The organism is Enterococcus sp. LJL51, assembly GCF_049894025.1.
In the GTDB taxonomy this organism is placed as follows: Bacteria; Bacillota; Bacilli; order Lactobacillales; family Enterococcaceae; genus Enterococcus_L.
Window position 1 is genome coordinate 137,769 of record NZ_JBNEQE010000003.1, and the last position, 18,617, is coordinate 156,385.

23 protein-coding genes are annotated in these 18,617 nt (G+C 38.6%); 2 read left to right on the plus strand and 21 right to left on the minus strand.

Translation table 11 applies throughout. From position 1 onward, the window contains the following. Positions 1-63: 63 nt before the first annotated feature. The 7 genes from ACPWSO_RS04665 to ACPWSO_RS04695 all read right to left on the minus strand — a co-directional run bounded on the left by ACPWSO_RS04665 (position 64) and on the right by ACPWSO_RS04695 (position 7,371). Complete coding sequence (locus tag ACPWSO_RS04665) at positions 64-645, minus strand: undecaprenyl-diphosphatase (protein ID WP_426081661.1); 582 nt, start codon at positions 643-645, stop codon at positions 64-66. Between the two features lie 266 nt (positions 646-911). Then, on the minus strand, positions 912-1,610 hold the full coding sequence (locus ACPWSO_RS04670; protein WP_426081662.1) for a helix-turn-helix domain-containing protein: 699 nt from the start codon (positions 1,608-1,610) through the stop codon (positions 912-914). A 204-nt stretch (positions 1,611-1,814) separates the two neighbouring features. Beyond that, positions 1,815-4,259, minus strand: coding sequence for an ABC transporter permease (locus tag ACPWSO_RS04675; protein ID WP_426081663.1), 2,445 nt, complete (start codon positions 4,257-4,259; stop codon positions 1,815-1,817). After that, positions 4,256-4,936 (minus strand): ABC transporter ATP-binding protein, encoded by a 681-nt coding sequence (locus tag ACPWSO_RS04680; protein ID WP_426081664.1) that lies wholly within the window; start codon positions 4,934-4,936, stop codon positions 4,256-4,258. The genes ACPWSO_RS04675 and ACPWSO_RS04680 overlap by 4 nt, the downstream gene beginning before the upstream one ends. A 76-nt stretch (positions 4,937-5,012) precedes the next feature. Further along, on the minus strand, positions 5,013-5,924 hold the full coding sequence (locus tag ACPWSO_RS04685; protein WP_426081665.1) for a sensor histidine kinase: 912 nt from the start codon (positions 5,922-5,924) through the stop codon (positions 5,013-5,015). Further along, positions 5,921-6,604, minus strand: coding sequence for a response regulator transcription factor (locus ACPWSO_RS04690; RefSeq protein ID WP_426081666.1), 684 nt, complete (start codon positions 6,602-6,604; stop codon positions 5,921-5,923). The genes ACPWSO_RS04685 and ACPWSO_RS04690 overlap by 4 nt, the downstream gene beginning before the upstream one ends. Before the next feature lie 338 nt (positions 6,605-6,942). Then, a complete protein-coding gene (locus tag ACPWSO_RS04695; RefSeq protein WP_426081667.1) occupies positions 6,943-7,371 on the minus strand; it encodes a MarR family winged helix-turn-helix transcriptional regulator in 429 nt (142 codons plus the stop codon). A 137-nt stretch (positions 7,372-7,508) separates the two neighbouring features. On the opposite strand from ACPWSO_RS04695, the gene ACPWSO_RS04700 reads away from it, so the two are divergent. Beyond that, positions 7,509-7,808, plus strand: a complete 300-nt coding sequence (locus tag ACPWSO_RS04700) for a DUF2316 family protein (protein ID WP_426081668.1) — start codon at positions 7,509-7,511, stop codon at positions 7,806-7,808. Positions 7,809-7,973: 165 nt separating this feature from the next. Here ACPWSO_RS04700 and ACPWSO_RS04705 read toward each other — a convergent pair whose 3' ends face one another. The 7 genes from ACPWSO_RS04705 to ACPWSO_RS04735 form a co-directional block, all read right to left on the minus strand. Beyond that, positions 7,974-8,168, minus strand: coding sequence for a cysteine-rich KTR domain-containing protein (locus ACPWSO_RS04705; protein WP_426081669.1), 195 nt, complete (start codon positions 8,166-8,168; stop codon positions 7,974-7,976). Positions 8,169-8,190: 22 nt separating this feature from the next. Continuing rightward, complete coding sequence (locus ACPWSO_RS04710) at positions 8,191-9,213, minus strand: glycosyltransferase (RefSeq protein WP_426081670.1); 1,023 nt, start codon at positions 9,211-9,213, stop codon at positions 8,191-8,193. A 163-nt stretch (positions 9,214-9,376) separates the two neighbouring features. Next, the gene (locus ACPWSO_RS04715; RefSeq protein WP_426081671.1) at positions 9,377-9,931 is read right to left on the minus strand and encodes a hypothetical protein; all 555 of its coding nucleotides are present in this window, start codon (positions 9,929-9,931) and stop codon (positions 9,377-9,379) included. Positions 9,932-9,947: 16 nt separating this feature from the next. Beyond that, complete coding sequence (locus ACPWSO_RS04720; protein ID WP_426081672.1) at positions 9,948-10,226, minus strand: hypothetical protein; 279 nt, start codon at positions 10,224-10,226, stop codon at positions 9,948-9,950. After that, positions 10,210-10,767: an RNA polymerase sigma factor gene (locus ACPWSO_RS04725; RefSeq protein WP_426081673.1), complete on the minus strand. Its 558-nt coding sequence runs from the start codon at positions 10,765-10,767 to the stop codon at positions 10,210-10,212. The genes ACPWSO_RS04720 and ACPWSO_RS04725 overlap by 17 nt, the downstream gene beginning before the upstream one ends. 352 nt (positions 10,768-11,119) lie before the next feature. Continuing rightward, on the minus strand, positions 11,120-11,677 hold the full coding sequence (locus ACPWSO_RS04730) for a cyclophilin-like fold protein (protein WP_426081674.1): 558 nt from the start codon (positions 11,675-11,677) through the stop codon (positions 11,120-11,122). Further along, positions 11,678-12,244, minus strand: coding sequence for a DapH/DapD/GlmU-related protein (locus tag ACPWSO_RS04735; RefSeq protein WP_426081675.1), 567 nt, complete (start codon positions 12,242-12,244; stop codon positions 11,678-11,680). A gap of 117 nt (positions 12,245-12,361) precedes the next feature. Between ACPWSO_RS04735 and ACPWSO_RS04740 the strand changes: the two genes are divergently transcribed. After that, entirely contained in the window at positions 12,362-13,231 is an 870-nt protein-coding gene (locus tag ACPWSO_RS04740; protein WP_426081676.1) for a LysR family transcriptional regulator, read from the plus strand. 240 nt (positions 13,232-13,471) lie between these two features. Here the strand turns inward: ACPWSO_RS04740 and ACPWSO_RS04745 are convergent, their stop codons facing one another. The 7 genes from ACPWSO_RS04745 to ACPWSO_RS04775 form a co-directional block, all read right to left on the minus strand. Next, entirely contained in the window at positions 13,472-13,783 is a 312-nt protein-coding gene (locus tag ACPWSO_RS04745) for a carboxymuconolactone decarboxylase family protein (RefSeq protein WP_426081678.1), read from the minus strand. Positions 13,784-13,797: 14 nt separating this feature from the next. Further along, a complete protein-coding gene (locus ACPWSO_RS04750) occupies positions 13,798-14,211 on the minus strand; it encodes a cupin domain-containing protein (RefSeq protein WP_426081679.1) in 414 nt (137 codons plus the stop codon). 37 nt (positions 14,212-14,248) lie between these two features. Continuing rightward, positions 14,249-14,758: a flavodoxin gene (locus ACPWSO_RS04755; protein ID WP_426081680.1), complete on the minus strand. Its 510-nt coding sequence runs from the start codon at positions 14,756-14,758 to the stop codon at positions 14,249-14,251. A gap of 93 nt (positions 14,759-14,851) precedes the next feature. Beyond that, the gene (locus tag ACPWSO_RS04760) at positions 14,852-15,733 is read right to left on the minus strand and encodes a LysR family transcriptional regulator (RefSeq protein ID WP_426081681.1); all 882 of its coding nucleotides are present in this window, start codon (positions 15,731-15,733) and stop codon (positions 14,852-14,854) included. Positions 15,734-16,100: 367 nt separating this feature from the next. Beyond that, complete coding sequence (locus ACPWSO_RS04765) at positions 16,101-16,619, minus strand: DUF624 domain-containing protein (RefSeq protein WP_426081806.1); 519 nt, start codon at positions 16,617-16,619, stop codon at positions 16,101-16,103. Between the two features lie 170 nt (positions 16,620-16,789). After that, complete coding sequence (locus ACPWSO_RS04770; protein WP_426081807.1) at positions 16,790-17,620, minus strand: carbohydrate ABC transporter permease; 831 nt, start codon at positions 17,618-17,620, stop codon at positions 16,790-16,792. A gap of 66 nt (positions 17,621-17,686) precedes the next feature. Beyond that, the gene (locus tag ACPWSO_RS04775; protein WP_426081808.1) at positions 17,687-18,586 is read right to left on the minus strand and encodes a carbohydrate ABC transporter permease; all 900 of its coding nucleotides are present in this window, start codon (positions 18,584-18,586) and stop codon (positions 17,687-17,689) included. Positions 18,587-18,617 lie beyond the last annotated feature (31 nt).

Here is an 18,617-nt window from a genome sequence, read left to right on the forward strand (position 1 = left end):
GAAACCCTTACCAGTCAAAGGAATGAATATTAAAAAGCAGCAAATAACTGCCCGCTAAACAGCTTATCTGCTGAGAAGCTTTGTCTCCAATTTTTCAATGAAAGCAACCAGCTGATTCATTATTTTAGAAGAAAACAAACCACGATAAATAAGTATACCTACAACTATCGCCAATAATCCTCCTGCTACCACATCTGATGGATAATGAACCCCTACAAAAATTCTGCTGATTCCAACTAGCAGTGCACTAAAGAAGCAAAGAACTTTTCCTTTTATACCGCTATATAAAAATAATGGTGTTAAAATGCTAAAGAACAAAACTGTATGGTCACTGGGAAAACTATTATTCACTTCTTTTTCAATCAGCTGATTTACCTCTGGAAGAACCGCAAAGGGCTGTAAATGTTCATAGAGCTGTCCTAAACCTTTCGCCAGTATTTCGGCAACGATAAAGGTTAATAGAGACAGTATCAGAACTTTTCTGTAAGAGCTGTCCTGCCTTTTATAGAACCATTGAAAAATCAGAAAGGCTGCCAGAATGAAAATCGTATACTTACTAATAAAAATTCCTAGATAATCTAGAACATCGTTCCTTCCTGCTAAATTATTAATGCTTCGAAAAACTTCATTGTCTATTGTTGTCATTTTTTTCTCCTTTACAACTTTTTTATTTGAAAAATTTCATTCATGTAAATCCTAAAAATAAATCATAATTATAAATCCTTTGCAGAATTTATATTAAAAAAATCAACTAATCCTTTCATATTTTTTTCTCCTCTTTTGAGGATTTTTTTACTTTTCCGTTTTCTCGATTATTAACTTCTTCCAGGCAAAGTCCAAGAATCTTTTCGTCACATACAAAAAAACCTTTGACACTTTCCGTGTCAAAGGTTGGTATTAAAGGCTTTCCCCTATTTATTTGCTTTAAATAAAAGAAAGGCTTTTATTATAAAAATCAAAAACAGATAGACAATCACATAAGGATGTCTTGCCATTGCGAAAAATAAAATGACCAGTGAATGGAAAAATAGCGACCAAATTCGACTATATCTTAACAGCTTATCCTTTTTCCAAAAATATAAAATTAATTCTATGATACCCGTCACAATCATCAGCAACAGTAAAATCAAAAAAAACGATTTATCAATTACAGATTCATTAAACTCAATCAAGGAAACTAACCGAATCATTTGTCCAGCTGATTGACCATAGAAGGGCAGGAAAATACAGACCAAGGTGAGTATATCCAGCAGTCCATAAATCAGCGTATATAAACGATTCTCCTGCTGCTGTTTTTCTTCTCTTCTTTCAACCTGCTCCATCTCTTCACCTGATAATAAGTCATCAATTGACACAGAGAACAACTGAGAGATATTTTTCAGAGATTCAATATTCGGGTATCCTTTGCCGCTCTCCCATTTTGAGACCGCAGTCCGGGAAATAAATAGTTTTTCTGCTAATTTTTCCTGAGTTAAATCATGTTCTTTTCTAAGCTGTTTCAGCTTCTCACCTAATTCCACACACGTCATCCTCATTTTTCTACTTCTCTTGCTTGGTACAGCTTTGTCAAAATCTGCCGCCCTCTTTTGATAGTATAATACATAATCCAAAGACCTTGAACCCTCTTCGCTTTTCTTTGAAAAAAATTTAGTCATTCAACAAGCTTGCGAATGATTCTTTTCTCTACCAAACATTTTCTATATCTAGTCCAAAAAAGAACTTGAAACAAAACCAGCAATTTTCTGCTGTTTGTTCCAAGCTCTTCGCGTTCCTTCAGTGTTTTATTACTAAGACAATTTAAGTTAACGCCTTTATTATTTAATGCGGTTGGCAAGATGGTCATGTCCTAACGCCTTCATCACTAGGATAGGAGTCAAAAGGCAGACAAGAAATACTAACAGCAGGGAGCCGCTGACCTCGAGTAAGGGTAAGCTGAAAACTGCAAAAGTGGCGGAATTTTTTACAACTAGAAACAAACCATATGTCAAACACATTCCCAGTGTCAATACAAGAACAGCCGTTATCCCGCCATAGTAAAGACCTTCATAAGCCAGCATTTTATTGGTTTGTCTGCGTGTCATGCCAATACTCTCTAAGGTTGCCAGCTCCTGTTTTCTAGAGATAATACTGGTGGTAATTACATTAATAAAATTCAATAGTCCAATAGCAGCTAAAATTACTGCTAGTGCATTTCCCAAGATTCGCATCGTCATCGTTCCTGTACGTGCTGCTTCAATCTGCTCTTTCTTGGACATCAAATGAAAGTAGGGGCGTTGTTTTACCAGCTCTGTCATGAGCTTAACGCCAGCCTCTTCCTCTTCATCAGAAAAATTCATTCTTATTTCTAAAATCGTTGCTTTAGGGATTATTTGTTTCATATAATTTTTTGAAATCAGAATGGTTGGTGCGCCGTCACTTTGCTGCTCAAGATAAGCTATTGGAAAATAACCGCCGATTGGCAAGTTAAGCTTCTGCTGTGTTTCAAGGACAGTAAAATCCAGATTAGGAATAGCTTTAAAGTCTTCTGGTGTATCCGATTGAACCAGACAGAGTTCACCAACTTCAAATGCCTCTTCATCGAAAGAACGGTGGTTTGCCTCCATCACTGTACGGATTTCCTCAGTGTCCATACCAATTATCTGGCTAAAGAAGTTTTCTTTATTCAGGTTTTCTTCTTTATGCGTGCCATATTTAAATGTTTTATTATAGTTCTTTATATAATCAGAGAATTTGCCTTTTTCAAAATCTACTAGGATTCTACTCGATAAATAAATGTGCAGCTCTTCAATACCAGAGAATTGATTCATTTGCTGCAGTAGCTCCTGATCCTCTTCCCAACGGTTGGAAGCTGGTATCTCCTTTTGGGAAACCGATAAGTCCTCCGACATTTCACTGGTCACAAAATTTTCCAAATCCATACTTTCCAAGGCTGTATTTGTAGCAATAAACAAAGAAATTCCTAAAAATAAGGATAAAATCACAACTAATGCCCGTTTCTTATCTCTAAAAATATTGCGCCATGCCATAGCATACAGCTTTCCACCGGAATGTCCGCGGACCTTCTGTTTTTTAGGGGCACTTTCTGTAAATCTAATCGCTTGAATAGCCGGAACCTTAGCAGCAATTCGGGCAGGCTTAATAGAGCTGACTAGGGTTACAAATAGTGCAAAGACGGCAGCAGATATATAAATCCAAGGATTGACAGAAGTTACTTTTGTATCAGCAAAGGTTGAAATATTCAAGGCAAAAGGAACCGCTATTGTAGAGACCAAACTGCCTAAAATAAGACCAATAGGAATACCAATCAAGGATAAAATCAGAGCCTGACGTAAAATGATGCTTCGAATTTGCTTTCCTGTCGTCCCTAAGGCTTTTAGCAAGCCATAGAAACGGATATCATTTGCAATCGAAATATATAACACATTGTAGATTAACAAGCCTCCGGATAACAAAATAATCAAAATAAACGCACCAACACCCAAAAACAGAGTCATAGAGCTGCCCCCGCTTTCACGGACAGTTGTTTTTATTTCCTGATTTTCAGTCAGGGCCAATGATTTGGCCAGCTCGTCATTTTGCTTTCCAATCCCTTGACTGTTTTTATATTTAATCGAAACTGTATTTTTTCCTTCTAAATCCGGATACTCTGCTGCAAAGGCAGAAGATACCAAGAGATAGCTCATATTCGAAACCCGCTGTGTCACATACTCCTTAAAGTAACCAGATAAAGTAAAAGACTGAGTGATTGTCTGATTCTGATAAGTAAAGGTTAATGGAATCTCCATGCCAATTTTCGGATGCTCAATTCCTAAAATCGTCAGCGCTGACAAAGGGATTAGAACTTCGTCTTTTTTCTTGGGAAACTGCCCTTCAATATCAGTAACTGTGGGTACTCTTAGATTCAGCCATTCAGATTCATCGTACCAGTGCAGAATGAGCTCAGCATCTTTCTTCTTCTGACTGACTGGATTAATCATGCCAATGGTTCGCTGCGTTCCATAAGCTTCAACGCCTTCATTCTCCGACAGCTTTTTATATTGAGCAGCCGTCAGATTATTCATGTTGGCATCAGCCATCGTACCCAAAATTCTTCTCTGCTGCTGCTCATTCGATTCAAGAAAGCTCATTCCTAAACTGACAACCGAAGTCAGCAGCACGGTTGTTAGAATAATCGCAATACTGACAAAAATATTTCGACGTTTATTGGCTCGAAAGCTCTTGATTCCGATTGAGCGAATAATCTTTTTTTGTGTTTTCATGAGAAGTCACCTTCTTCAGATAAACGACCATCTTCAATTCGAATAACCCGGTCTGCCAGCTGAGCAATATGATCATTATGCGTAATCATAATAACTGTCTGATGAAATTTTTTAGCAGTCATCTTCAATAAGCCCAGCACATCCTGGCTGGTGTGGCTGTCCAGATTTCCAGTTGGCTCATCAGCTAGAATAATAGCTGGCTTTGAAGCCAGTGCTCTGGCAATCGCAACCCGCTGCTGTTGTCCGCCGGATAATGCATTAGGCAGTTCATTTTCCCGCCCTGACAAGCCCAAGGTCTCAATAATCTGAGCTACAAAGTCCTCATCAATCTTGTTTCCATCCAATTGAATTGGTAATACAATGTTTTCATAAACACTTAAAATCGGCACTAAATTATAATTTTGAAAAATAAAACCTACATTACGGCGGCGAAAAATCGTTAATTCTTCTTCTGTCATTGCAGACAAGTCTTTCCCGTCAACAAATAGTTCACCGCTAGTTGGCTGATCCAGTCCCCCCAGCAGATTAAGCAGGGTACTTTTTCCAGAACCTGAAGTACCAACTATTGTTACAAACTGCTTAGCAGAAATTGTTAAGCTGACATCATTTACTGCATGAACCTGATTTTCTCCCTGCCCGTAGGTTTTCATCAAATGTTTGACTGTTACGATTTCCATAGTAGACGCCTCCTTTGTTAATCTAAGTGTAGCAAGGCGTTCTTACTCCCCGCTGACAATCCAGACTTCTTTTCTGTCAGTTTAGTAAGAATAGAGAAAATACAGTCTCCTCTGATGTCTCCTTAGCAAGAATATAACCGCCTTGTCTTTCCAAAATCAGCTTGGTCAGATGAAGACCGATACCCGCACCGGACATATCTCCAGCATTTTCTCCCCGATAATATTTTTGAAAAATCAATCGCATTTCGTCAGGCAGGATACCTATTCCTGAATTACAAATGTCAATTCGCGTATAAGAAAGAAGCCGTTTGACAGTTATGCTTATTTCAGTTTTTGGATTTGCATACTTCACTGCATTCTCAATAACGTTGCTAAAGGCCTCTGCTGTCCATTTGGAGTCATGCATAAGCGGATTCACCTCTTGAAATACCAGTTGAATAGTTATCCCCTTCTGATTGGCCGCTTCACGATTTTCTGCTATTGCCTGCTGAAGGGTTTGGTTGATATCCAGCAACTCCGGCTGTAAATCAATCGTTTCCGTTTCAAATCGAGTCATAACAATAAATTCAGAAGCTAACCACATGAGCCGCTCAGAGCTAACCTCGATTCTGGCTAGAAACTCCTTTGCCTCATGTTCTGACAATCCGGTCATCTGCATTAATTCAGTGTACATCATAATACTGGATAACGGTGTTCGCATCTGATGGGAAATATCCGCAATCAGCTCTTGAATCCGCTGATGTTCAAGCTCTACCGTTTGTTTGCGGTCCTCTGCAATCTCCGCAATTCGCTGAGCTTTAAAAATGACCTTAGCTAACTGCCCCTCCTCATACTTCACCTCATTTGGATCAAACGAGCTAAAAATCACTTGATCAAAGATTGCTTCCAGCTTCTCCAGTTCTGCCTCCTGCTTTAGCTTTAGCTGGCGGATATAGAGCCCTCCAACTAAGCAACAGCAGCTAAGTATTATCCCTATCCAAATACTCATGATTTCCTCCGCTTCTTCCACACATAACCTACTCCACGTATTGTCTGAATAAACTCCGGCTGCTGAGGATCAGCTTCAATTTTCACTCGAATTCTTCTAATATTAACTGATAATGTGTTTTCATCGACAAATTTTCCCTGAGTATCCCATAATACATCAAGGAGTTGTTCCTTTTCCAAAACAGTTCCAGCATTTTTGAGCAGATAATGAACCAGTCGATATTCTGTTGAACTTAGGGCTATTTCCTGTCCATCTCTAAAAAGACGGTTGGCAGACACATCTAATAGAAACGGCGGTACAGAAAGCTCTGTTCCATAGGTTTCCAGCCGGCGCAGAGTAGCGATGATTTTTGCCTTTAAAATAGCCAAGGAGAAGGGCTTAATAATATAATCATCCGCCCCTACGGACAAACCGGCAACAACATCGGTCTCCATGTCTAAAGCCGTCAAAAAGAAAATAGGCGTCTTGGTTATTTTACGAATAGCCATGCAAAGATCTAAACCATTCCCATCAGGTAAATTAATATCTAAAATAATCAAGTCCGGCTGTTCCTGCTTAATTTTTTCGACTGTTCCAGCCATTTTTTCTGCTGTAACTACTCGGTAGCTTTCCTGTTCCAAGGCAAAGGTAATTCCCCGACGCAGCTGTTCATCATCCTCAACTAAAAAAATCTTTTTCATTCACTTCGCTCCTTTACGTTTCGGCTTTCATTTTATCTTACTATTAATTGGATATTTTTACATTACTTTTTAGAAATAGCTAAATAACAGCAAGATTAGGCTGCTCTGTTTAAATCGTAAAGCTCTTAAAATCAAACCGTTCTCCCCTCCATGATAGTGGTTTGTACAAAAGAACTTTTTTAATCCAGTCACAGAAGTATGTGTAATGAAGGGCTTGATTGTCTTAACACACTATAAATCGACTCAAATAAACAGACTAGGATGGAAAATACCAATCTAGTCTGCTTCAATCGTTCCTCTTAAATTATTTTTTTAATGCACATATCAGATTAGACTGCTCACACATTCTCTAGCGCCTTTTCTGCTTTTTTCAGTTGTTCTAAAAACAGATGATGTTCTTCTTCTGAAAAAGTGCTGCAAAGCTCTTCATTCAAATGCTGGAAGATTTCTTCAATTTTTATGACCATCTGTTTCCCTTGCTCCGTCAAATAAATATTTTTTTGCCGTTCATTCTCTTTAGGAATTTCTCTGTAAATCAACTGCTTTTCTTCCAAAATTTTTAGAATGTTTGTTACCGTTGCCTGCTTTTTTCCTAAATAGTTAGCTAGTCCACGCTGAATAGTAGCCGGATGTTTGTACACATAGGTTAGACTCCGTGCCTGTAGACTATTTAGCTGTAGCGTTCTCAAATGCTCCCCAACATAGCTTTGCTGAAGAACACTTAATGTATAAATTTTTTCTGTGATATCCTCTTTGTTGAAAGTCACTAGCCTCACCTCTTCTCCGTTAGTTTAATTTAAAATACTCTAATTGACAACTGTTTCATAATAAAGTATTATTCATATAGTTAAATTTACAACTATTAATTTTTTAACATTAAAAACCAAAGAAAGAAGCGATTATCATGTCTTTAACCTCTAATCAGATGCTGCAGACACAAGAGGAATTTCAAAAAAATCTAGTCCTCTCCGGCTTGTCTCTCTCAGAAATCGCACGAGATTTAAAAACAAGTATTTCAGTTATCGAAAACACCCTTCAGCTTCAAACTACTCGCATTGAAGATCCCTGGGTTTTAAAAAATTATTTAGAAGAACAAATCATTGCTCAAAATAAGCAGCCCATCCCCTTCACTGCCTTGGTTGGCAACTACCAGCAATACTGGTTTTTAAATTCGAAGCGGATTAAAAACAAGCGAATAGGCTGATATAGTTAGTTACATTTTAAACAAAACCAATACTTTCACGAGTATGCCGCAACAGAACCGTTCTCCTCCGAGAGATCAACTAGACAAACAAAGCTAAATCCCTTTCACTTATACTCTAAAAATCCAACAAAAGAGCCGCCAACATGAAGTGTCCACACTTCTATGTTAGCGGCTCTGCGTCTGGGCGTCTGGCTCTTTTATTTGTTCAATTTCAGCAGCTGCCACATTAATCAAAAACTCTCTCTTACATTTGGGACAATACAGAGGAAAATTTTTCAGCTCGCTGTCTTTTCTAATTTTGGTTCTCGTCTTACCAGTACAAACCGGACAAAGTATCCAAAAGCTCTCATTCTCCAGCATATTACTCCTCCTGTTCTTACAATTAAATTTTTACATAACTTTCATCTAGAACCTGTTCATAAACCAGCTTTAATTCCTGACCAATTTCACTGATACTTCTCCTTACAGCTGTTTGATAGCCTCTTTCTACGGTATCCGGCAGCTGCTTGTCAACAATCTTTTGAATATGCTGCTTAAACCCAGCATTATCGGAAGCCATGTAGCAGTTTATCCCTGATTCAAGCCAGTCATGATAGACAGGAATATCACGAGTCAAAACCTTTTGCTTGCTGGCTAACGCTTCTAAAACAACAATTCCTTCGGTTTCCTCGTATGAAGGAAAGAAAAACAAATCAGCGCCTGAATAAGCTCCTTCGATAATTTCTCCCTTGATATATCCCGGAAAAAGAACGTTGTCTGGATGCTTCTTTTTAACAATCTCCCGAATCTCTTTGGGAATACTCAACATATTGACATGACCAAACCAGATAAAGGTGTAGTCAGGCATTGATTTAGCAATTTCTACAAAATCAATCAGTCCCTTTCGTTTAAAAAACAAACCAACACAGATAACAACCTTTTGCTCTGGCGCCAATTTGAAGTATTCTCTAAAAAGAGTTTCCTTACGGGTATCCGGACGATACTTTTCTAAATCAATTCCATTGGAAATCGCTGCAATCGGCTGCTTCATCCCGTAGCCTTCCAGTATTTCTTTTGAATAGACTGTTGGTGTGATTAAGCAGTCAGCTTTAGAATAATGAGAGATTAAGTAGCGTTTAAACAAGGGTGCCACCTGATTAGAACCAATAAATGAATTTCTAAAATCTTCTTCCGTAGAATGTGTATGATAAATGACCTTCTTTCCCATTCGCCTGGCCTTGGCAATCATCCGATAACTGCCAATCCCATAAGTATTAATATGCAGAATATCATAATCTATACAGTTCGGATCCAGTGTATACTCAATTCCTGCGGCCGCTAATGCCCGTTTCTGATGCTCCAGTGCGCGGCCAATACCAGATTTTGCTAATATTCTTTTACCTTCAAAATACAATAATATCTTCATTGAAAATCCTCCTTCATCTAATAAAATGATTGTCTTAGCCGCTTTTCTAACATGTGTAAACAGCTAATACGCATCAATATAAAGTTTATAAACGCTCTTATTCAAACCAGTTCAATTACAGGACTTACTGGCTTATATAACCAGTTTTGTCTTCACACATCAATCAGATAATGGGTGTTTTGGGACCTATACCGCCCATGAACTCAGCTAAAAACAAGGCTGCTACTATAATCAGCAGCAACGCTCCATAAAAACGAATACCTTTAAGTCCAGCTGCCTTTCTTAAAAACAGCACGTATAGTATAACTTTCCAGATGAGTGCACCGAAAAAGACTATATTAACAAATAAGCCCCATAAAAAATTTTCCGACATATGATTGTAATTGGACTCGATAATAAACATAAGAGGAATTAAAACACTAAATATCATTGTAGGAAACAAGGTAAATGCCCACTGAGTCAAAAACCAGCTAAGTTTCTGTCGGTTGCCGAATATCCAGCAAACCGCAAATAACAATAAGCAAAATAAACTATATTCAATTAGGCTCAGTAGAAAAATCTTTAACAGATTAATAATCGTAAATGATGTCCCCATTATCAGCGGGTCGAAAGCTGTAACGATTAGCGCAGTAAATGAAACGAACAGCAGTGAAATCACCTTATCCTGTTTATTAAAAGACCCTACTGGATCATTCAGGATTTCAAAAATTTTTTTCATTAGAACACATCCCTTCTCATTCAAATAGTTTTAAAATAAATTCTGTGTAGTCATTTCCAAAAGCAAGTGCACAGATAACCGCCTGTACAGCTGAGAAGGAAAAGGCAAAACGATAAGGCCGATTCACAATGAAGTCTTTCAACCGTTGTTTGCGGGAACGAGTAGTTGTTATCTTGACTTCACTTTGGATAGCTGCCAGCATCCGCTGTTTTTGAATTGAACTTGGAAATATTTCTTTATCTGATGCTAATTCTTCTAGCGACTGCTTGATAAAGTCATCATTTTTTGTTTTCATTTCTGTATTCCTCCTGTCCAAGATTCAGATATTCCTTGATATACGCCTGCTTTGCACGATAAAGCACACTTTCCACAGATTTTGTCGTTTTTCCTAATAGTTCGGCCATATGCTTAACTGATGAGTCATCTAAGTATTTCATTGTCAAAATCAGCTGATAATACGGCGAAAGGCTATTTAAGCACGTACGGATCAGCTGCTTATCATATTCTTTGATGAGTTCAAGCTCTATATCCTGTGAAGAGTCCGGGATCGTCTGAAGCTCTTCATTATTTATATCGGTATTTTCCGAAAAATGCTTATATTGTTTTCGATAATAATCATTTAAGCGGTTGCGGACAATTTTAAACAGCCAGGTTCGCTCAGAGGACAAACCTTTAAATGTTTTCAGAGATTTATATACCTCAAGAAAAATATCCTGCGTAACATCTTCCGCCAGCTGCTGATTTAAACCCGTACGCAGATAAACGAATTTATAGACTTCATCAACATAGGAATGATAGAGCTGAATAAATTTTTCTTCATACTTTTTTTCTGCCATTGCTCACACTCCTTCGCCCTTCCCTAGTCTCCCAACAACTATTTTCCGCTGCTGGTTATTTACTTTTCTTCAGTATACCAGTGATTAAGTAGTTTAAGGATAGGTCACTAAATGCTACTCTTTCTTATTTATATACTGTTGTAAAAAAATCATTTTGGCTAATACACGCTTTCTTTCCCTTCTAAAAAAGTGGTGTACATTAAGGTAGTCGCAGAAAAAGGAAAAATCATTCGCAAAAATTCAAATTTTTTGTAAGCTGGCTGAAAAATTTTTTTTAAATGGATATTTGACCATCTCTATATTTTCCACAAAAAAAGAGTGGAGCCCGAATCGGTCCACTCTATAAAGCTAACTAACCTAGCCACAGCCATACTGACTTCCTTTCTTTAAGGAAATCTAACGCTGCTGCTTCTTTAATTTTTCCTATACGAGTATATGTGTAGTTTGTCTCAAAGCTTTCATAAAAAATCACTAGGCAATCTGAACCGAACAACAGCACATCTCCCTTTTCAATCTGGACTATTCTTTGTGGAGCTGTCGGTAAGGCTTTTGATAGGTAGGCATATTTTTCATTTTGGTTTAGGTCTTCCAGCTCTAAAGAGAGAGGAAACTGAGCAGTCAACTCCTCTACAGTCTCATTTTCTTCCAGCTCAAGCTGAAAGTCTTGATTATCCAGCTTCAGTTTCACTATACGTAGACTTTCCTTTCCATCTATTTGATTGCTGCTTTTGGGAGCCGCTGACAACTGATCCTCTGATTCAATAGCTGAAATTGGCACAGCAGCTTCCTTGGGGGAACAGCCGGAAAGAAAAAACATTGCTAATCCTATCACATAAAACAGCCGGTAAACTCTTTTCAGCTTTCTATCAAGCATAGCATCTTCACCTTTCAACTTCTTTTCTTTTTCCATTCAAGAAGGAAGCTTCTTCATCACCCTTGCCGGACTGCCGGCTACAACGGTATTATCAGGAACATCTTTAGTAACTGTTGAATCAGCTGCCACAACTGCATTTTTTCCTACGGTTATTCCCGGCAGAATTGTAACATTCCCTCCAAGCCAGGCATTCTCCTTGATTAAAATGGGAGCCGCTCGGATTCCTCGCCTTTTTTCAGGCTCAATCAAATGATTGACTGTAATCAACCTTGAATCCGGACCAATCAAAACATGGTCTTCAATTGTAATACCCCCTAAATCTACAAAAGTGACGTTCTTATTGATGAAAACATCCTCTCCTAATTCAATGTGTCCCCCAAAGTCACTATAAAAGGGCTGCGAAACTGTTGTTGAAGGAGCTAAGCTGCGACCGGTTATTTTTTCAAGATACGAGAGCATTTCCATATTTGTATGGTAGCTTGTATTCATTTCTACTAGTAATTGTTCGTTTGCTTCCTTAACTAAATGAATCTCTTTAAATAATGGTGACCCAGCAACTATGTCTTGATTTTGGATTTTTTTCAGCAAATTTAATTTCTTCATCTTTCTTCTCCTTATTCTGAATTTCTTACCTTTATTGTACGCAAATGAGTTATACTTAACCAATACTTATATTGAATAGCTAATTATAACTATTTTCTATATGAAGGAGGAATAAAAATGGAATTAAGAGTACTGAATTATTTTTTAACTGTGGCTAAAGAAAAAACCATCAGTAAAGCAGCTGAAGTGCTGCATCTTTCTCAGCCGACCTTATCGAAGCAGCTTAAAGATTTAGAGGATGAGCTGGGTGTTACACTTTTTAAACGGGGCAACCGAGGGATCGTCTTAACCGAAGAAGGCCTCTATTTGGCTAATAAAGGCAAAGAAATTTTGTCCCTTGTTCATTCAACAACCTCAAATCTACTTCCTGATGGACAAATTAGCGGTGAAATCGCCATTGGCGGCGGGGAGACAAAAGCATTTGAATTCGTCGCTGTTCTTTTACAGGAGTTGAGAATACAGTATCCCAAGATAACCATCCGGTTATATAGTGGGAATGCGGACGATGTACTGGAAAAAGTTGATAAAGGGCTGTTAGATTTTGGTCTTGTTATTGATCCGGTTGAAAAACAAAAATATGAATATAAGCGCCTGCCGTTATCTGACCACTGGGGAATTTTGGTAAATCATACACATCCGTTAGCAAAAAAACAAACGGTCGCACCTAATGAAATTGCCGGTACGCCGTTATTAATTTCTAATCAGTCCTCTGTTGACAACCAGCTGGCTGATTGGCTGGGCAGCAATCTGGAACATTTCAATGTAGTGGGTACATATAACCTGCTTTACAATGCCTCACTCCTGGTAAAACATAATATTGCAAGTGCACTGTGTATTGATGGTGTTCTTTCTACGGAAAATTCAGATTTAGCTTTTATTCCTTTTTCACCGCCATTAACTGCCTCTGTTAGTATTATCTGGAAAAAGGATCAGTTTTTTTCTAATGCAGCGAAAGCTTTTTTACAGCTGCTAAAAAAGGTTGACTAACGACAAAAACTGCCAACGCCTCTGCTGAAAAGCTATATCGTGCCAAACAGCAGCGCCCTCAGCAATCCTCTCTCGTGAATAAGACAAAGTGTGCGGTCGTTGCGATTTCGTAAAAACAGGGTTGGATGCAGCCCTGTTTTTCAAGTAGTCGGGGAGCAGCAGGACTTGAACTATAGCTATTTTCCTGTCACATTTCGTTTTTTCATAACAATCTTCTCCCTGATTCTGATGCTTAATCAGCTAGTCAAAAATTTCCTTCGCCATTGAAAAAGCAGTCCAAGCCTTAGGCCAGCCTGCATAAAAAGCCAGATGAGTAATCAGTGCCGTAATTTCCTGCTTAGTCACACCATTTTCCTTTGCGATTTTTAGATGAGCTTCAAGCTGAGGAGCGCCTAGCGCCAGTAAAGCAGAACAAGTAATCATACTTCTGTCATGCAGTGAAAGCTCTTCTTCCTTTGCCCATACCTCTCCAAATAACACATCATCATTCAAGGCCGCAAACTGCGGCGCAAATTCGCCCAATTGGTTTCTTCCTGCTGTCTGTTTTCTCATATCATATTACCTCCCTATTGTTTTAAACTGTTGTACCAGTCATCATTTACTGCTTCCAGCCATTCAGGTGTTCCAGCGGTAATGGCCAGATGTTCAAACCAGCTGTCCTTCGCAGCGCCATGCCAATGCTTCACCCCATCATGAGTTACAACCACATCTCCTGCTTTGAGAAATCGAGCCGGCTGTCCTTCTTCCTGATACCAGCCTTCACCACCAGTAACAAGCAATAGCTGAAAACCGTCCCGATGAACATGCCAGTTATTCCGACAGCCAGGTTCAAAAGTGACATTACCAACTCCCACACTTATGGCTGGGTCAGCAACCAAGCTTTGTAAATAGCTTTGTCCAATAAAGTATTGTGCAAATGCCTGATTCTTTTCACCCACGGGGAAAATCACTCCGTTTTTTACTTCTTCATGCTTCGTCATCCTCTATTCCTCCATTATTTTTTATTTATGCTACCTTCTAAAAAGAAAGCAGCCAGTTTTTTATCGCTGTATCCGACAGCTCAGTACGCGAACCGCGGATGGGTAAACCGGTTTTAATCTCTGCGCCGGCACAGGCTTTTTCTAAATCCTGCATACTTGATCCAAAAGCACTGCCTTCATGTGTGCAAAAAGGAAAAATAATCTTGTTTTCCCAATTCATATCCTCTAAAAATGTCCCGACTACTCTAGGAAAGCTGCCCCACCAGTTGGGAAATCCAAGAAAGACATGCGTTACATCCTTAAAATTAACGGGCAAATTCTCATAGCAAATTCGCAGCGACTGCTGTTTTTCCTCTGCGGCTAGCTGAACCACTTCCTCATAGTCTTTCGGGTAGGGTGTAACTGGCAGTAAAGGATACGCTGGAATCTTCAATTTAGCACTTATCTTTCTTGCGACAACCTCAGTGTGTCCGACTAAAATATATTGTTTTTTTCCTTTAACAAAATTTTCTCCAGCCCGTGAGAAAAAAATAATGACCGCTGTCATAAGCATCCCTCCAAAAAAATGAGCGGTACAATAAACACATGTTTATCGTACCGCTCATTTTATTCTATGTCTAATACCTATTATTACATAAGACTATAGTTGAAAAGCATAGTTAAACCGATTAATCAACTCTTGAACAGCAGGTGTCTGAACTCTTTTCTTCCATACTAGAACACAGCTCGTTTTGACTGATGGGCTCAGCGGAACAAATAGTGTCTCTGCTGAATTTCTATTGGAAACAGCCCCTTCAATTGTTAACGCTGCACCAACCTTATTTTCAACTAAAGAAAATACATTAAAAATCAAATTAAAATGACCGACAATATTTAAGTTGGTAATGGGTACGCCCGACCAGTCACTCAATAGACGCTGTACCTCTTCTCGATTGGAGCATAGAATAGGCAAACCAAGCATATCTTCTGGTGTCAGCTGCTTCTTTTGAGCGATAAACAGCTCTTTTGATAAAAGAAATCCCCAAGTTTCTTCTCTGGGTAGTCTTAGCATTTCAACTTCATGTAAAGAGACTGGCTCCAGCAAAATCGCTAAATCAAGAATTCCTTTTTCTAAGCGCTCGGCAATATCTTCACTTGTTCCAGTGACAAGATTAAATCGAATTTGCGGGTAGTCACTTATCAGCTCCTCCAGCAGCATAGCTAAGGTATCCGAGTTGTCTGCCTCAACACAGCCGATAGTAACACAGCCGCTTAAGGGCTTCTTCCGCTGCTCTGAGAAAGCATGTTCTAATTTCTCATCCAACAGCAATATTTCCTCAGCACGTTCTTTCAAAAAAAATCCGTCTTGAGTCAAAGTCAGCCTATTTTTTACTCTATGAAATAAAGGTACCCCTATGCTTTCTTCAAGCTCTTTTATTTGCCGGCTCAGTGTTGGCTGTGTAATATTCAATAATCTTGAAGCTTTCGAAATATTCCCTTCCTGAGCAACTGTCCAAAAATAACGTAAAAGTCTGATTTCCATAAGCATCCTCTTTGCTTTTTTCTTTAACTATACCAGATTTACAACTTTTCGTCCGAAAAATAAAGATTGCTTAGCCTCTCAGTCTACTTCATGTATTCGTCATTCCTTTGTAAATCTACAGCAGTACGCTATTAATCAACATCAATCATCAAATCTGCTTATAGAAAGGTCACTATTAATTGGAAAGGTAATCACTGCTATTCCCCTGCTTTTAACAGTTCAAATGATTAGTGAAATCTCATACACTGGTAGAAAAAAGCTTAGAATAAAACCAGAAAGTTCCTGATTTTAATTCCAAGCTTTATGATTTTATTCAGTTTTTGTCCTACCAGCATAGCTTAACATATCCTTAAAAAAAGCTCCCCGCTTAAACCTTTTCAGCAGGGCTTTGTCTCAACTTATGAAGCTTGCTGCTGTTCAAATAAATTAGTCCGCCCAAAATGGATGGAGCGAGTAAATACCCAAACTGTGGTTTCAAAAGCATAAAACCTAGGATAATTATCAGCAGTAAACTGTTGAGTCCCGTTACATACCATTTTCTAAGTGCATAGTAAAGACTGATTTTGTAAATCTCTTTTCTGCGAGCCAGTGGATTTTTAAGCTGAAAATAAACAGTATTCAGAAAGACCCCCAACCCCAGCACTCCAATAATAAAGAACAAAGGACTAATCCATTGAAACCATGGAGTTGCTACAAAGAACCACAAATCTGCTCCAATGATAATCATACAAAGTATTGCAGCCAGCCAATAGCCGGTTCCTTTTAACCAGCCTTTACGGACTTGACGAAAGAACACCTTGAAGGGCTCGCTTTCTTTTTCCTGAATAAACTGCTCCAGCGATCCCAACAGCGCAGCAAACGCGCCGCCAAAGGGTAGAGCTGCTATGAGAAAAAAAACAGGTTGCGCAAATCAATGGCTAACAGATTGAATGCTAAGAATAAAGGCAGGTTCAACAATGTAAATAAGAGATTGAACGTCAGTAAACAATACGCCCAGTGAAATGCTTTCATATAGATATTATTTTCAAATGTACGCATCGACTTCATCCTGCTCACCTAGCCTTTCATTCCTGAAGTTGCAATTCCTTCCACAAAGTATTTCTGCATAGCGAGGAACACAATAGCTACCGGCAAAATAGATAGAACCGATGCTGCCATAATCAGCGCATATTCTGCATCGTACAGACCAACAAACATTTTCAGTCCCAATTGAATCGTTTTATTCTCAGTCGAGGTCAAATAGATGAACGGTCCCATATAGTCATTCCATGTATTAACAAATGTAATAATTGTCAAGCTGGCAATGGCTGGTTTGGTTAACGGCAGAATAATTTTTCGGTAAATGCCCCATTCAGATAATCCGTCAATTCGAGCGCTTTCACACAACTCATCCGGGATACTGCTGTAATATTGCTTAAGCAGGAAGACACCGAATGCACTAAAGGCCTGCAACAGAACTAACGACCATAAAGTATCAGTTAATCCCAGCTTACGCATCATAATAAACTGCGGAATCATGTAAGATTGCCACGGAACAGCAATCGTTGCAATATAGGCTAGAAACAGTACATCTCTGCCCTTAAAGTACATCTTGGAAAAACCATAAGCAGCAAAGCTGCTGGTAAACAGTTGGATCAAAGTAATCAGTACGCTTAAAATACCTGTATTCTTAAAGAAGGTCATTAAAGGGACCCGCTCCCAAATGGTTGCATAGTTTTCCGGATGCCATTCCTTAGGAATCCATTGGATTGGAACGGTATAAACATCATTATTCGCCTTAAAGGATGCTGAAACCATCCAGATAAACGGAACCAGCGTTATTAATCCCAAAATAGTCAGGATTACGATTAAAACTCCTCGTTTGACCGCGCCGCTTTTCTTTTTCATTTTTTTCTCTGGTGCATCCAATAGTTTGGTTTTTGCAGTCATCTGCATCTCGCTCCTCTCCTTTCGCTAAGCTCTTTCCTGAATCTGATTCCATTTAAATTGAACAACCGTAATCATCAGAACGATAATAAACAGTACCAGTGCAATTGCTGAAGCATAGCCGAAATTAAATTTAACAAAGGCTTCATTATAAATGGTATAAACCAGTACGTTTGTAGACCTGCCTGGACCGCCGGCTGTCATAACCTGAACTAAATCAAAGATTTTAAAGCAGTTGATTACCAGCATAATTGTGACAAAAAAGGTGGTTGGCTTTAGCGAAGGCAACGTAACATTCATAAACTGCTTCCACTTATTGGCTCCATCCATAGATGCTGCCTCATACAATTCTTTAGGAATACTTTGTAGACCAGCTAAATATAAAATCATATAATAACCCATACCACGCCAAACACTAACAATAATAATTGCGAATAATGCCCATTGAGAGCTAGATGTCCAGCCCGGTGGATTATCAATAATCACTTTCAGAAACTGATTAATCGGTCCCATGGTTGGATGAAACAGCATATTCCAGACAACAGCGATAGCTACCAGCGACGTTACATAAGGGAAAAAGAATGCTGTTCGAAAGAATTTCATCCCTTTAACTTTCTGATTTAACAAAATGGCTAAGCCCAATGAAAAAATCAGCGTCAGCGGCACCACGCCAACTGTATACAATATGGTATTTTTAAAAGAAATCCAGAACGTTTCATTATTCATCATTTTGATAAAATTATTTAATCCGACAAACTTTGGTGTTGAGAACGAATCCCATTCCATAAATGCTAGAATTAGCGAAAAAACAACCGGAATTAATGTAAAGATGAAAAATCCGATAAAGTTTGGTGCGATAAATGAATAAGCAGTCAATAAATTTTTTCTTTTCAAGCTTTTTGAACGACGCTGTTTAACAGACTCCATTATTTCCCATGCCCGAGCCAAGTGCTCAAGA